The sequence below is a fragment of the Escherichia sp. MOD1-EC6842 genome (assembly GCF_002965705.1).
GTDB lineage: Bacteria > Pseudomonadota > Gammaproteobacteria > Enterobacterales > Enterobacteriaceae > Escherichia > Escherichia ruysiae.
Genome location: NZ_PTRF01000005.1, coordinates 283697 through 297988, shown reverse-complemented (window position 1 = coordinate 297988; position 14292 = coordinate 283697). Strand labels below are relative to the sequence as shown.

13 protein-coding genes, 1 tRNA gene and 2 pseudogenes are annotated in these 14292 nt (G+C 49.3%); 6 read left to right on the top strand and 10 right to left on the bottom strand.

Features of this window, described 5'->3' with window-relative positions:
• The 3 genes and pseudogenes from A7Z29_RS08870 to A7Z29_RS08860 form a co-directional block, all read left to right on the top strand.
• On the top strand, nt 1-798 hold a 798-nt coding region (locus A7Z29_RS08870; protein WP_123058404.1), incomplete at its 5' end, for an autotransporter outer membrane beta-barrel domain-containing protein.
• A 102-nt stretch (nt 799-900) separates the two neighbouring features.
• Nucleotides 901-1056, top strand: a pseudogene (gene yjdI, locus A7Z29_RS08865) (4Fe-4S mono-cluster protein YjdI); the annotation flags it as partial.
• 11 nt (nt 1057-1067) lie between these two features.
• Nucleotides 1068-1332 (top strand): annotated as a pseudogene (locus A7Z29_RS08860) (GNAT family N-acetyltransferase).
• 220 nt (nt 1333-1552) lie between these two features.
• Here A7Z29_RS08860 and A7Z29_RS08855 read toward each other — a convergent pair.
• The 9 genes from A7Z29_RS08855 to aspA all read right to left on the bottom strand — a co-directional run bounded on the left by A7Z29_RS08855 (nt 1553) and on the right by aspA (nt 9846).
• Complete coding sequence (locus A7Z29_RS08855) at nt 1553-2713, bottom strand: DNA cytosine methyltransferase (RefSeq protein ID WP_105290108.1); 1161 nt, start codon at nt 2711-2713, stop codon at nt 1553-1555.
• Nucleotides 2714-2717: 4 nt separating this feature from the next.
• Nucleotides 2718-3356 (bottom strand): Eco29kI family restriction endonuclease, encoded by a 639-nt coding sequence (locus A7Z29_RS08850; protein WP_085461259.1) that lies wholly within the window; start codon nt 3354-3356, stop codon nt 2718-2720.
• Between the two features lie 400 nt (nt 3357-3756).
• Entirely contained in the window at nt 3757-3930 is a 174-nt protein-coding gene (locus A7Z29_RS23390) for a hypothetical protein (protein ID WP_157944800.1), read from the bottom strand.
• A 139-nt stretch (nt 3931-4069) separates the two neighbouring features.
• A tRNA-Phe gene (locus A7Z29_RS08845) sits at nt 4070-4145 on the bottom strand.
• 106 nt (nt 4146-4251) lie between these two features.
• Nucleotides 4252-4827: a transcriptional regulator gene (locus A7Z29_RS08840; protein ID WP_001188520.1), complete on the bottom strand. Its 576-nt coding sequence runs from the start codon at nt 4825-4827 to the stop codon at nt 4252-4254.
• Nucleotides 4828-4863: 36 nt separating this feature from the next.
• Nucleotides 4864-6561 (bottom strand): protein-disulfide reductase DsbD, encoded by a 1698-nt coding sequence (gene dsbD / locus A7Z29_RS08835; RefSeq protein WP_105290107.1) that lies wholly within the window; start codon nt 6559-6561, stop codon nt 4864-4866.
• Complete coding sequence (gene cutA / locus A7Z29_RS08830; RefSeq protein WP_085461256.1) at nt 6537-6875, bottom strand: divalent cation tolerance protein CutA; 339 nt, start codon at nt 6873-6875, stop codon at nt 6537-6539. Before cutA ends, dsbD begins: the two co-directional genes overlap by 25 nt.
• A 115-nt stretch (nt 6876-6990) precedes the next feature.
• Nucleotides 6991-8292: an anaerobic C4-dicarboxylate transporter DcuA gene (gene dcuA, locus A7Z29_RS08825; protein WP_000961959.1), complete on the bottom strand. Its 1302-nt coding sequence runs from the start codon at nt 8290-8292 to the stop codon at nt 6991-6993.
• Nucleotides 8293-8409: 117 nt separating this feature from the next.
• Entirely contained in the window at nt 8410-9846 is a 1437-nt protein-coding gene (gene aspA / locus A7Z29_RS08820; RefSeq protein ID WP_010344893.1) for an aspartate ammonia-lyase, read from the bottom strand.
• Between the two features lie 336 nt (nt 9847-10182).
• Here aspA and A7Z29_RS08815 point away from each other — a divergent pair, with 336 nt between their 5' ends.
• A complete protein-coding gene (locus tag A7Z29_RS08815) occupies nt 10183-10659 on the top strand; it encodes an FxsA family protein (protein ID WP_001267445.1) in 477 nt (158 codons plus the stop codon).
• A gap of 15 nt (nt 10660-10674) precedes the next feature.
• Here the strand turns inward: A7Z29_RS08815 and yjeH are convergent, their stop codons facing one another.
• Nucleotides 10675-11931 carry an L-methionine/branched-chain amino acid transporter gene (gene yjeH / locus A7Z29_RS08810; protein ID WP_000015830.1) on the bottom strand — a complete coding sequence of 419 codons (1257 nt, stop codon included), beginning with the start codon at nt 11929-11931 and terminating at the stop codon, nt 10675-10677.
• Between the two features lie 275 nt (nt 11932-12206).
• Here yjeH and A7Z29_RS08805 point away from each other — a divergent pair, with 275 nt between their 5' ends.
• Both A7Z29_RS08805 and groL read left to right on the top strand, forming a co-directional pair.
• On the top strand, nt 12207-12500 hold the full coding sequence (locus A7Z29_RS08805) for a co-chaperone GroES (RefSeq protein WP_001026276.1): 294 nt from the start codon (nt 12207-12209) through the stop codon (nt 12498-12500).
• A gap of 43 nt (nt 12501-12543) precedes the next feature.
• Nucleotides 12544-14190 (top strand): chaperonin GroEL, encoded by a 1647-nt coding sequence (groL, locus tag A7Z29_RS08800; RefSeq protein WP_000729121.1) that lies wholly within the window; start codon nt 12544-12546, stop codon nt 14188-14190.
• Nucleotides 14191-14292 lie beyond the last annotated feature (102 nt).

Sequence of the window (14292 nt, the reverse complement as noted above, 5' to 3'; positions counted from 1 at the left end):
AACGGTGATGCCGGTGCCTGGGCCCGTATCATGAACGGCGCCGGTTCAGCCGATGGCGGGTATAGCGATAATTACACTCACGTTCAGGTCGGCTTTGACAAAAAACATGTGCTGGATGGAGTGGATCTGTTTACCGGTATCACAATGACCTATACCGACAGCAGTGCAGACAGTGATGCGTTCAGTGGGAAGACAAAATCCGTGGGGGGGGGGCTGTATGCTTCAGCACTGTTTAATTCCGGTGCCTATATCGATTTGATTGGTAAATATATTCACCATAACAATGACTACACAGGCAACTTTGCCGGTCTGGGTACGAAGCACTACGGAACCCACTCCTGGTATGCCGGAGCGGAGACGGGTTACCGTTATCACCTGACGGAAGACACTTTTATTGAGCCTCAGGCCGAACTGGTTTACGGCGCAGTGTCCGGGAAAACATTCCGCTGGAAAGACGGTGAGATGGACCTGAGCATGAAGAACAGGGATTTCAGCCCGTTGATTGGCAGAACAGGAATTGAGCTGGGTAAAACATTCAGTGGTAAGGACTGGAGTGTGACAGCCCGGGCCGGCACCAGCTGGCAGTTTGACCTGCTGAATAATGGCGAGACGGTTCTTCGTGATGCCTCCGGGGAGAAACGGATTAAAGGAGAGAAGGACAGCAGGATGTTGTTCAATGTCGGTATGAACGCACAGATAAAGGACAACATGCGCTTTGGTCTGGAGTTTGAGAAATCCGCCTTTGGTAAATACAACGTGGATAACGCGATAAACGCGAATTTCCGCTATATGTTCTGACAGGAAGAGGCCCCTGAAAAGGGGCCTGTAGTGATGTTACTCCCGGATTAATGCGGTTAGTAAATGTATGACACTGACCACCTTGGGGAGGGGGGCCATCACATCACTACAAATTCCGGCAATTGCGTACATGGCAACGGCAAGTTATTTAATCTCAAACGTAAGCCGTGGATCATGCTGGATGAAGTAGACGTCGCTACCGTCGTGAATGTTATTGATACGTGCCCGAGCGGCGCGCTGAAATACCGTCTTAAATAAGCGAGGGGAAAATGGAAATATGTGAGGGTCATAATAAATTTCACATCAATGATGCGCAGGAAAATCAAATAGCTGAAATTGTCTTTGTGCCGACCGGAGAGAATTTAGCGATTATCGAACATACCGATGTTGATGAAAGCCTGAAAGGGCAGGGGATTGGTAAACAGCTGGTAGCGAAAGTCGTGGAAAAAATGCGCCAGGAAAATTATCCCACTGTGCCCGTTTGCGAAACACGAATTTGATAAAACGCGTGCGTATGATGATATTCGCAGCTGATGGGGCGAAGGCAGGAAGGACGTATTCCCAAAAGCAAAAACCCGCCTTGTAGGCGGGTTCTCAGGAATTAAATTAGTAGTGCCAGCTTGAATTAAAGATCATTGTGAAAACAACGAAGTCATTTTAATAACAAAAGATTACATTTACACATTCGACCTCGAATGTATCACCGGGCACTACCACTAACAATGTGTTTCGGTATTAGTATTTATTGAGATATCTAATCGAAATTTGCACATTTAAGAGGTTCAATATCTGCCTGTAAACTTGCATTCAGCAGGTTATGTAAATGCTGCCCTATCCGTTGGGCCAGTAAGACAGGTACAGCGTTGCCGATCTGCCTCATTGCTTCTCCCCATGCTCCTGTCACCTGGAAGTTTTTAGGGAATGTTTGCAGGAGTTTTCCTTCATAAACTGTGAAGTAACGGACGCTATCATTTTCATATCTAATCATATTTTCGCCACCAGGGACTCCATGAGCCCCAGCTTTTAATGTTTTCGATGGCTGGTCAATGTAGCTACCAGTGTGGCCTGGATAGGTACGGGCGCCATCTTTAAAAATATGATCTTCAATTTCATGGGGCTCATAGGGTTGAGGAACGTTTTTGAGAGCATCACGAACGGTAACCCAGCGTTTCTCTGATGGTGGAAACACTCCAAAACGTTTTTTCAATCTCTCTGTAAGAGGTTCATCTTTTAGAGGACTAATGTTATGTTCCTTCCAGTACTCCCCTGTAACGTACTGTTCCCACAGTAATCGCTCCTGGCTGTGCGTAGGCGCAGGGAAGGTCCACTTTTTGTTTAAGTCGGACCTGATCCCGACAATTATCACTCGCTCCCTAACCTGTGGAACACCATAGTCTGCCGCATTCACTAACTTAAAGGACACATCATAAGTGGTGCCTTGATGCGTACCTTTGCTAGCTTTACGTAACTCGTTAAGATGTAATTGCCAGTCCTGGGCATCACACAAAGATAACGTTGGGTATGTTAAACGAAGGATGATGTATTCGAAGTAATCAGCAAATGATTTTCGAAGTAAGCCCTTCACGTTTTCGAAGATGAAAGCCTTAGGATGTAAAGCTTCGATCGCCTTAATCGCGTAGGGGAACATATCTCGAGTGTCATCATGGGCTTTATGCTTGCCCCCTAAGGAAAAAGGTTGGCAAGGCGGTCCGCCAGCCACGACATCGATATTCTTAAGAGATGTGAAATCGTAATTTTTAATATCTCCTTGAAATACTTTCTCTTTGTCAAAATTTAGACGAAGTGAGTTGCAAGCATGTTTGTTGAGCTCAACAAACCCTTGATGCTCGAATCCTGCCAGTTCTAAACCTTTCGCTAAACCGCCAGTACCTGAGAATATTTCTAAGGATTTCATTTTGTTACTTTAATTCCAAAAAGTATTGCTTAATTCGATTTTCTACAGAGGCTGGTTCTGAATGCCTGCCAGTACATTTTTCTGCCCATTCCCTGCCTGGGTGAATCACATCCCAATCAGATTTGGCTTGGGCGAATCTACCAGCACCAGGAGTATGATTCCCAAAACCATCCACTACGGTGTTCCATAAGGGTTTGTGAATTTTAATCAGTGCTGCTTCGACTGTGCTGATCATGTCAGAGCCAGTAGCTTCAAAAATGATAAAGCGACATGAAAAATCTTCTAACTTCAAGTTCTCTGCTTTCGCTATATTTCTACTATGCTCTCTGATCCTATTAGATAGTTCTGAGCCAGCCCGAGTGGCGCTATCACTGATTCTGGACTGACGCCATCCTGCTGGTACAGCCTTACCTACATAAATAGGAAGGTTGTATGCAAGTCGGTTTATTCGTGAAAATTCATCGTATAAAGGGTTATGACCTGTGTAGTATAGCGCGTAAACACCGGCTCCCTGAAATCCTTGAGGCGGTGGTAATGAATGTACAGGTGTCCCATTAAAAAAACGTACGGCATCTTTTAGAAGCTCTAAAAATGCATCGTTTCTATATACATGCTCAGATCTATCAAACTGTTTACTAATCATCGTAATGGAGTCCGTCAACATTCCTTGTGCTACATAATAACCAACTGAAATTTATTATATTTATTTGTGATGGGTAACGAGTTAGAACAAGGCCAAAAGTGATGCGAGTATGCCATAGTCTTTTTGGTAGGGGCAAGTTGGTAGGAGGCTGCTGCCCCATGCTTGTACATCGTTTTGCAAGAATCCTCACTGCTGCTAACCCCTAGCATTTTGAGCGTGAATTTTTTATCCGCCGTGTAGCGTAGCGGCGCAGTAAATTTGTGCTCTTGATTAAAGATAATATTCTCAACCCAGCACAGATGACTTAGTGAACAACCAAATAAAACATATCTTTTCCCCCCTGGTTCAGGCTGGAATATGTTGATGAGGGCTACTCATATCGAAGTGGTGTCTTCCTGCGTTACGGGCCTTTTACCCTGGCGTTCTGGCTGATCGCATTGATTTCAGCCTGCGCGGAAGGGCGTTTGTGTTTAGTTTGTTCAGTGGCTTTCATCGCAAGGGAATGTTTTAGTGCGCCTTTGTCGATAGGAAGAAGTCGATCCTGAGGAACTTTTTCGGATGTGTCAGATGCCATTCCGGTATTTGATAGGCTTTATAATAATGCCTATTTTGTACCACCGGGGAGGAGGAAATTTAAAAAGGGTAACTGCTTATAAACCAAAACGTGTTGGCTCAAAAAACAAAACCCCCGCCGGAGCGAGGGTTATAAATTTTGGTGCCCGGACTCGGAATCGAACCAAGGACACGGGGATTTTCAATCCCCTGCTCTACCGACTGAGCTATCCGGGCAACGGGGCGCATTAAACCGTAATCTGCACATCTCGTCAACCTAATTTCAGTAAAAGCGATTCAACTGCTTAAGATTGCGGCAAATCGCTTCTTTTCTGTGTTTCTGTCAGGTCAGTGCGCCACCCTGGCGGCAGCGGGCGAAGCGCAGGATATCTTCCGCCAGCCGGTGTGCGGTGTCGACATCCGCCTGGCTACGATTCACCAGCATTCGGCTTAAACAGCCTTCCAGCACCAGTTCCATCTGCTTTGCCACCATCGCAGGATCGTCAACTTCCAGCGTGGTTAATAGTTCGTGGGTGAAATCGTAGGCCGCGCTTTTTTGCTGATCGGCCAGTTGATGAATAGGGTGGCCAGGATCGGGATAAAACGTACAGGCAGCGATAAACAGACAGCCCGGATAGCGGTTGTTTTTAACGCACTCTGATAACGCCTGATAACGCGCCAGCAGCTTTTGTTCGGCGGTTTGCGTTTCGTCCAGCATCAACTGACGACGCCAGACATCTATCTGTTGGCTAAGATAGCGCAGCGCGTCGTAGAGGATCGCCTCTTTGTCCGGCCAGAATCGCCTTAGCTCATCCAGCGGATAATCCACACGTTCAGCAACCATCTCCAGCGTGGTGTTGGCAATCCCTTGTAATTCTAATAATTTCAGGGCTTCTCCCAGTACATCTTCACGTTGCACGCTATTTTCCTCCGTCTTTCCCACTGCAAGTGTCGTTCACGGTTGGCGATCGCGCAAATGTGCGCTGAAGGTTTCAGCATCCATAAAGCCCGTGACGCGTGCTTGTGGATGCTCCTGGCCTTGTCCGTCAAAAAAGAGAATTGTCGGCAGTCCAAGGACATTTAGATGTTTTAACAGCGCCACATCTTGTGCGTCATTAGCGGTGACGTTGGCCTGAAGTAAGACTGTGTCAGCCAACGCTTTTTGCACCTGTGGGTCGCTAAAGGTGTATTTCTCGAACTCTTTACAGGCAACGCACCAGTCGGCATAGAGATCTAACATTACAGGTTTGCCTTTGGCTTCAACGAGCGCCTGATTTAACTCATCCACCGTTTTGATTGGTGTAAAGTTGAGATGCGCCTGAGTTTGTGCGGTATGCGTCGCACCAAATGCCCAGTCCTGGAGTGGGCGCACGCTAACCAACGCCGCTGCCAGTAGGATTATTTGCACAATGCGCATCCAACCGCGTTTGGCCTGTAAGCTGGTGACAAAGGCCCAGCTAAAGAATGCGACGCCAAGCGCCGACCACAAGCGTAATCCCCATATATCGCCAATCATTCGCTCAAGCAGGAAGACCGGCAGTGCGAGGATCACAAAACCAAACGCGGTTTTGACCTGTTCCATCCACGGACCGCTTTTCGGCAGCAGACGGTTGCCAAAGACGGTAATTAACATCAGCGGTAGACCCATGCCCAGCGCATAGAGATAAAGCGTGCCGCCGCCCAGCCACATGTTTCCGCTTTGGGCGATATATAGCAGAATCGCGCTAAGCGGCGCGGTGGTGCATGGTGAGCAGATCAAACCGGCAATCGCCCCCATAACAAACACACCGCCGGGCGAGCCACCCTGTTGGCGATTGCTCATCAGCGTGAGGCGCGTTTGCAGTGAAGAGGGGAGTTGCAGGGTAAACAAGCCAAACATCGACATCGCCAGCAAGGTAAAGACGATGGCGAGGCCAATAAGCACGTAAGGATGCTGTAGCGCCGCCTGGAACTGTAACCCTGCGGCGGCAACCACCAGACCCAGCGCCGTGTAGGTCAGCGCCATCCCTTGCACATAAATAAAGGTCAGCAACAATGCTCTGGTGGTGGAGAGCCGCTGTTTACCGCCCAGCACGATGCCGGAAATCAGTGGGTACATCGGCAGTACGCAGGGGGTGAAGGCGATGCCGATGCCTATCAACAATGCCCAGAGCGCAGAAAAGGGCAATTGCGCGGCGGGCTGCTCTTGCTGCGGAACAGCCGCAGGTTGTGGCGCTGCGTTGCTGGCGAGCACTTCGCTTAACGGTACGGTTTTGGTTTCTGGCGGATAGCAGAAACCAGCGTCAGCGCAGCCCTGGTAAGTGACAGTTAATGTCGCGCCAGCCGTAGCCTGGTTGATGGTTACAGGAAGCGTCAGTCGCTTGCGATAAATCTCGCTTTTGCCGTAAAACTCATCGTCATGCCAGACGCCTGGCGGTAACTGCACGTCGGCAATGTTCGCGTGTTCAGGCGTGATGCGGATCTGTTTACGGTAAAGGTAATAACCGTCTTTGATCTGCCAGGTCAGATTAAGATCATGTTGGTTTTGCTGAAAATCAAAAGCAAAAGCCTGATCAGCCGGGACAAATTGTGAGCGTCCTGGCGTGTCGAATAATCCGGCAAAAACGGAAGTGCTGCAAAGTAGCAGGATCAGCGTAAAGATGCGTTGAGCCATGAGAGGTAATCTGTGTCTCCGTGTATAACAGGTAAAACCAGAAGCTCCGGGGTTTGATACGGATGATGAGACTTCAGGCATTCCAGCAGAGCTTGCTGGTGAGCGTTGTCGGTTTTTAAGATCATCTGTACTTCATATTCCTGTTCCAGCTTACCTTCCCAGTAATAGAGTGAGGTTGCGCCAGGGATCAGGGTTGCACAGGCCGCCAGTTTTTCTGCCAGCACTTTGGCGGCTAAATCCTGGGCTGTCGCTTCATCCGGTGCGGTACACAGCACCACGACAGACGCGGTATTCGAACTTTTATCATCAAGCATAAACACCTCGCAAGAACAGATGGAACCGCAAGAGAGAGGTCACTATACAACGGACGAGGGAATGATGTTAGTCGGCGGGAAAGAAAGCGGGGCGTGAACGCCCCGCGATTTGTCATTACAGCATGAAGCTACCCAGCACGAAGCCGAAGCAAACGGCCAGGGCAACACCCAGAGTACCTGGGATGAAGAACGGATGGTTGAAGACGAATTTACCGATACGAGTTGTACCCGTGTCATCCATCTGTACCGCAGCAACCAGCGTCGGGTAGGTCGGCAGAATGAACAGACCAGACACCGCAGCAAAAGAAGCAACAGCGGTCAGCGGAGAAACGTTCAGCGCCAGAGCCATCGGCATCAGTGCTTTTGCGGTTGCAGCCTGAGAGTACAGCAGAGCAGAAGCAAAGAAGAAGATGACGGCCAGCAGCCACGGATGACCCTGAATCACTTCACCAGCGGTATCTTTGATCCAGTCGATGTTGTTGGAAACGAAAGTATCGCCCAGCCATGCAACGCCCAGGATACAAATACAGGCGCTCATACCTGCTTTGAAGGTGCTGGAGTTGAGGATGTTGTCGGTATCAACTTTACAGATAACGGTGGTCAGAGTTGCAACGCTGAGCATGATGATCAGGATTGCGTTAGTGGTGTTCATCAGCGGTTTCTCAACCAGGCCCATGCTCGGGCTGTTGATGATTGCATAGATAACCACGCCAACTACGCCCAGCAGGAACAGCCAGACGGAAGTTTTTGCACCGGATTTGATTTCAATCTGCTTTTCACCGCGCAGTTCAACCAGACCTTCTTCCAGACGCTTGCGATAAATCGGATCGTCAGACAGTTTGGAGTTGAACAGCATAGTGACCAGGAAGGACATCACCAGAACCGCCAGCAGGGTGGACGGGATGACCACAGAGAGCAGATGAAGGTAGCTGATGCCATGACCTTCCATTACGGAAGACATGTAAACCACTGCCGCCGAGATTGGCGATGCGGTGATCGCAATCTGCGCGGAAACCACCGCAGTAGACAGCGGACGGCAAGGTTTAACGCCTTGTTCCTTCGCAACTTCAGCGATAACTGGCAGCGTTGCCAGAGAGATGTTGCCAGTACCCGCAAAAATTGTCAGGAAATAGGTCACGATAGGTGCGAGGATCGTGATGTATTTCGGGTTACGGCGCAGCAGCTTTTCTGTCTGATGAACCAGATAGTCCAGACCGCCAGCAACCTGCATGGCAGAAATAGCGGCGATAACCGCCATGATAATGGAAATGACATCGAACGGGATGTTACCAGGTTTGACGCCAATAGCGGCAAGAACCAGCACCCCCAATCCGCCTGCAAAACCAATACCTATTCCCCCCAGTCTGGCGCCCAAGAAGATCGCCAGCAAAACTATGATGAGTTCTACAACTAGCATATTAGCCTTCCTTGTTTTTTAACAAGTTGATATTAGATTGTTATTTTTAAGTTACTGCTCACAAGAAAAAAGGCACGTCGTCTGACGTGCCTTTTTTATTTGTACTACCCTGTACGATTACTGTTCGCTTTCATCAGTATAGCGTTTTGCTTTGTAAGCCGGGTGCATCAGATTCTGTACGGAGAAAATATCGTCTAGTTCCGCTTCAGTCAACAGACCGCGTTCCAGAACGACTTCACGTACACTCTTACCGGTTTCGGCACAGATTTTACCCACGATGTCACCGTTGTGGTGGCCGATGAACGGGTTCAGGTAAGTGACGATACCGATAGAGTTGTAAACGTAACCTTCGCACACTTCTTTGTTAGCAGTGATGCCGTTAACGCATTTTTCCAGCAGGTTGTAGCAAGCGTTGGTCAGAATATGAACTGATTCAAACATGGCCTGGCCAATGACCGGCTCCATAACGTTCAGCTGCAGCTGACCTGCTTCTGCTGCCATGGTAACAGTGGTGTCGTTACCGATGACTTTGAAGCATACCTGGTTAACCACTTCCGGAACAACCGGGTTTACTTTAGCTGGCATGATGGAAGAGCCCGCCTGCAGTTCCGGCAGGTTGATCTCGTTCAGGCCGGCACGTGGGCCAGAAGAGAGCAAGCGCAGGTCGTTACAGATTTTGGACATCTTCACAGCCAGGCGTTTCAGCGCACCGTGAACCATAACGTAAGCGCCGCAGTCAGAGGTCGCTTCGATCAGGTCTTCAGCCGGAACGCATGGGAAGCCAGTGACTTCAGCCAGTTTTTTCACTGCCAGCGGAGAGTACTCTTTCGGCGTGTTCAGGCCTGTACCGATTGCCGTTGCGCCGAGGTTAACTTCCAGCAGCAGTTCAGCGGTACGTTGGATGTTTTTCACTTCTTCTTTCAGCAGAATGCTGAAAGCGCGGAATTCCTGACCAAGGGTCATCGGTACTGCGTCCTGCAGCTGGGTACGACCCATTTTCAGGATGTCCTGGAATTCGACAGCTTTACGTTCAAAGCCTTCGCGCAGTTGGTTAATCGCATCTACCAGTTTAATCAGGGAAGAGTAAACCGCGATACGGAAACCGGTCGGGTAGGCGTCGTTAGTGGACTGACATTTGTTAACATGGTCGTTCGGGTTCAGGTACTGATATTCACCTTTCTGATGACCCATCAGTTCCAGACCGATATTGGCCAGCACTTCGTTGGTGTTCATGTTTACGGAAGTACCTGCGCCGCCCTGGTAGACGTCTACCGGGAACTGATCCATGCATTTTCCGTTATTCAGGACTTCATCACATGCGGCAATGATTGCATTCGCTACACTTTTAGGAATGGTTTGCAGCTCTTTGTTTGCCATAGCTGCGGCTTTTTTAACCATTACCATACCGCGAACAAATTCAGGAATATCGCTGATTTTGCTGTTGCTGATATAGAAGTTTTCAATCGCTCTCAGAGTGTGAACACCATAGTAGGCATCAGCTGGAACTTCCCTGGTACCCAACAGATCTTCTTCGATACGAATGTTGTTTGACATGTGAACCTTCTTTTTCAAGCTGCCAATGATTTGCTTTAAACACACAGAATATATGTGGTTTCGAATGTTTTTCGACCGACGATTATCCCCTGCATCGGACGAATACCCAGGATCATATGCTGCTTGAGGATTTCTACCGTAATCTGGATCACTTTAAGTGTCGGTTTTTACCCCTTAATTATTAATTTGTGAAATAGATCACCGCTTTGGGATTACTACCAAAAATAGTTGCGCAAACATCTTGAAATTTTGCTAATGACCACAATATGAGCTGAACGCGATTCGCAACCCATTCAGGCGCCCGGATTTAACCGGTTGCTATTACAGGAGAAACCTTTGCGCTGGTTACCTTTTATTGCCATTTTCCTTTATGTCTATATTGAGATTTCAATTTTTATTCAGGTTGCCCATGTCCTGGGGGTATTGCTGACCCTCGTACTGGTTATATTCACGTCGGTTATCGGTATGTCACTGGTACGTAATCAGGGCTTTAAGAATTTTGTGCTGATGCAACAAAAAATGGCGGCGGGTGAAAACCCTGCGGCGGAGATGATTAAAAGTGTTTCGCTGATCATTGCCGGTTTGCTGCTTTTATTACCGGGCTTTTTCACCGATTTCCTCGGTCTTCTTCTTTTATTACCGCCGGTGCAAAAGCATCTGACAGTGAAGTTGATGCCGCATTTGCGTTTCTCCCGGATGCCGGGCGGCGGTTTTAGCGCCGGGACCGGTGGCGGTAATACTTTTGATGGTGAGTACCAGCGAAAGGATGATGACCGCGACCGCCTTGATCATAAAGACGATCGCCAGGATTAATGTCGAAACGCCGGATTATGTGGTTATGCCATTTTCCGGCGTTTTTCGTTTTGGCAGAAACAGCCATAACCCCGCCAGCATGATTAGCGCATAGAGACTTTTCCAGCCGACCATTGCCAATAACAGAACGCATAACAGCCCGCCAGTCACCGCCAGTACGCGATAACGTCCTTGTAATAATTTACAGCCTGCCAACATGCACAATAGGTAAATCATAATAAAGATGCCGTTGGCATAAATAATGAGTGCGTCCAGATTGATCTCTAAAGCATGAATCACCAACGTACTCACCACGCAACAGCCGAGCACGGCATTGAGGGCATTATTCGGGATATGGCGAGAAGAGAGGCGTGCCAGGTAGTGGTCAGGATTATGTTGCGCCTGCGACCAGACCAGGCGGGCGAAGCTCTGTATATAAATGTTGAGGCTGGCAAAGCAGGCCAGATAGCCAATCACGCAGGCAATCCATAACGCCCCTACACCGAATAGCTGCACCACAATTTTGGGAAGCGATGCAGCCGCCGCCATTTTTTCACCATAGGCGTCGAAGTGTAAGACGACTACCGTACAGCCCCAGTAGACTAATCCTGCCAGCAGCAGACCTATCATCAAAGCGCGCGGAAAATCACGCTCTGGATTTTTAAATTCTGAAGCGAGATGGGCAAATGCTTCCAGACCGACAAAGCACCAGAACATCACCGATAACGCAGCAAATAACCCGGTAAGTTCGATATCACCTGGCGCAGGGAAGGGGATGTTCGCAGGTTTGATATCGCCCGCCCACCAGATGGCGACAATCAGCGCGACGATAAGCCCGGCAATGACCGTTTGTAGATTAGCACTGGAACTGGCACCGCGAGTACCGATATACCACACCAGCGCCAGCGTACCGAGTTCTGCCAACAACAGTTGCCAGCTATGCCAGCCAAACATCGCCTGGCCGAATCCGGCGGCAATTTGTAGCGCGGCGGGCAAACCTACGGGAATGACTGATAAAAACAGCCAGCCGGTGACTCTCTCAAGCCGCGAGCCGAACGCCATACCGACGAAGTGCGCAACACCGCCCGCGCTGGGATAGTGGCGACCCAGAATCGCAAACACAATTGCAATCGGGAACACTAAGATAATCAAAACAGGCCACGCCCAGAGGCTGTTATTGCCCGCTACCAGTGCAGCTAACGCAGGAACGGCAAACACGCCAGTGCCTAATAATGACGTCGATAGCAGGCCGATACCCTGGGCCAGCCCCAATTCTTGTTTGAGTCCACTCATGGGTTGATGTCCGATTGCGCCCAAATATTGGGCAACTGCGCAGGATTTCGATGGTAGCACAATCAGATTCGCTTATGACGGCGATGTCGAAATTGCGATGAAACGTGAGGTGAATCAGGATTTTTACCCGATTTTGTGCTGATCAGAATTTTTTTTCTTTTTCCCCCTTGAAGGGGCGAAGCCTCATCCCCATTTCTCTGGTCACCAGCCGGGAAACCACGTAAGCTCCGGCGTCACCCATAACAGATACGGACTTTCTCAAAGGAGAGTTATCAATGAATATTCGTCCATTGCATGATCGCGTGATCGTCAAGCGTAAAGAAGTTGAAACTAAATCTGCTGGCGGCATCGTTCTGACCGGCTCTGCAGCGGCTAAATCTACCCGTGGCGAAGTGCTGGCTGTCGGCAATGGCCGTATCCTTGAAAATGGCGAAGTGAAGCCGCTGGACGTGAAAGTTGGCGACATCGTTATTTTCAACGATGGCTACGGTGTGAAATCTGAGAAGATCGACAATGAAGAAGTGTTGATCATGTCCGAAAGCGACATTCTGGCAATTGTTGAAGCGTAATCCGCGCACGACACTGAACATACGAATTTAAGGAATAAAGATAATGGCAGCTAAAGACGTAAAATTCGGTAACGACGCTCGTGTGAAAATGCTGCGCGGCGTAAACGTACTGGCAGATGCAGTGAAAGTTACCCTCGGTCCGAAAGGCCGTAACGTAGTTCTGGATAAATCTTTCGGTGCACCGACCATCACCAAAGATGGTGTTTCCGTTGCTCGTGAAATCGAACTGGAAGACAAGTTCGAAAACATGGGTGCGCAGATGGTGAAAGAAGTTGCCTCCAAAGCTAACGACGCTGCAGGCGACGGCACCACCACCGCAACCGTACTGGCTCAGGCTATCATCACTGAAGGTCTGAAAGCTGTTGCTGCGGGCATGAACCCGATGGATCTGAAACGTGGTATCGACAAAGCCGTTACCGCTGCAGTTGAAGAACTGAAAACGCTGTCCGTACCGTGCTCTGACTCTAAAGCTATTGCTCAGGTTGGTACTATCTCCGCTAACTCCGACGAAACTGTAGGTAAACTGATCGCTGAAGCGATGGACAAAGTCGGTAAAGAAGGCGTTATCACCGTTGAAGATGGTACTGGTCTGCAGGACGAACTGGACGTGGTTGAAGGTATGCAGTTCGACCGTGGCTACCTGTCTCCTTACTTCATCAACAAGCCGGAAACTGGCGCAGTAGAACTGGAAAGCCCGTTCATCCTGCTGGCTGACAAGAAAATCTCCAACATCCGCGAAATGCTGCCAGTTCTGGAAGCTGTTGCAAAAGCAGGCAAACCGCTGCTGATCATCGCTGAAGATGTTGAAGGTGAAGCACTGGCAACTCTGGTTGTTAACACCATGCGCGGCATCGTGAAAGTCGCTGCGGTTAAAGCACCGGGCTTCGGCGATCGTCGTAAAGCAATGCTGCAGGATATCGCAACCCTGACCGGCGGTACTGTAATCTCTGAAGAGATCGGTATGGAGCTGGAAAAAGCGACCCTGGAAGACCTGGGTCAGGCTAAACGTGTTGTTATTAACAAAGACACCACCACCATCATTGATGGCGTGGGTGAAGAAGCTGCAATCCAGGGCCGTGTTGCTCAGATCCGTCAGCAGATTGAAGAAGCAACTTCTGATTACGACCGTGAAAAACTGCAGGAGCGCGTAGCGAAACTGGCAGGCGGCGTTGCAGTTATCAAAGTAGGTGCTGCTACCGAAGTTGAAATGAAAGAGAAAAAAGCACGCGTTGAAGACGCCCTGCACGCGACCCGTGCTGCGGTAGAAGAAGGCGTGGTTGCTGGTGGCGGCGTTGCGCTGATCCGCGTAGCGTCTAAACTGGCTGATCTGCGTGGTCAGAACGAAGACCAGAACGTGGGTATCAAAGTTGCACTGCGTGCAATGGAAGCTCCGCTGCGTCAGATCGTCCTGAACTGCGGTGAAGAACCTTCTGTTGTTGCTAACACCGTTAAAGGTGGCGACGGCAACTACGGTTACAACGCAGCAACCGAAGAATACGGCAACATGATCGACATGGGTATTCTGGATCCAACCAAAGTTACCCGTTCTGCTCTGCAGTACGCAGCTTCTGTGGCTGGCCTGATGATCACCACCGAGTGCATGGTTACCGACCTGCCGAAAAACGATGCAGCTGATTTAGGCGCTGCTGGCGGTATGGGCGGTATGGGTGGCATGGGCGGCATGATGTAATTGCCCTGCACCTTGCAGAAATAAAGAAACCCTCAGGCAGAAATGTCTGGGGGTTTTTCTTTTGGTCATCTTTCTAGTATAAGATTCAGACACGGACGACAC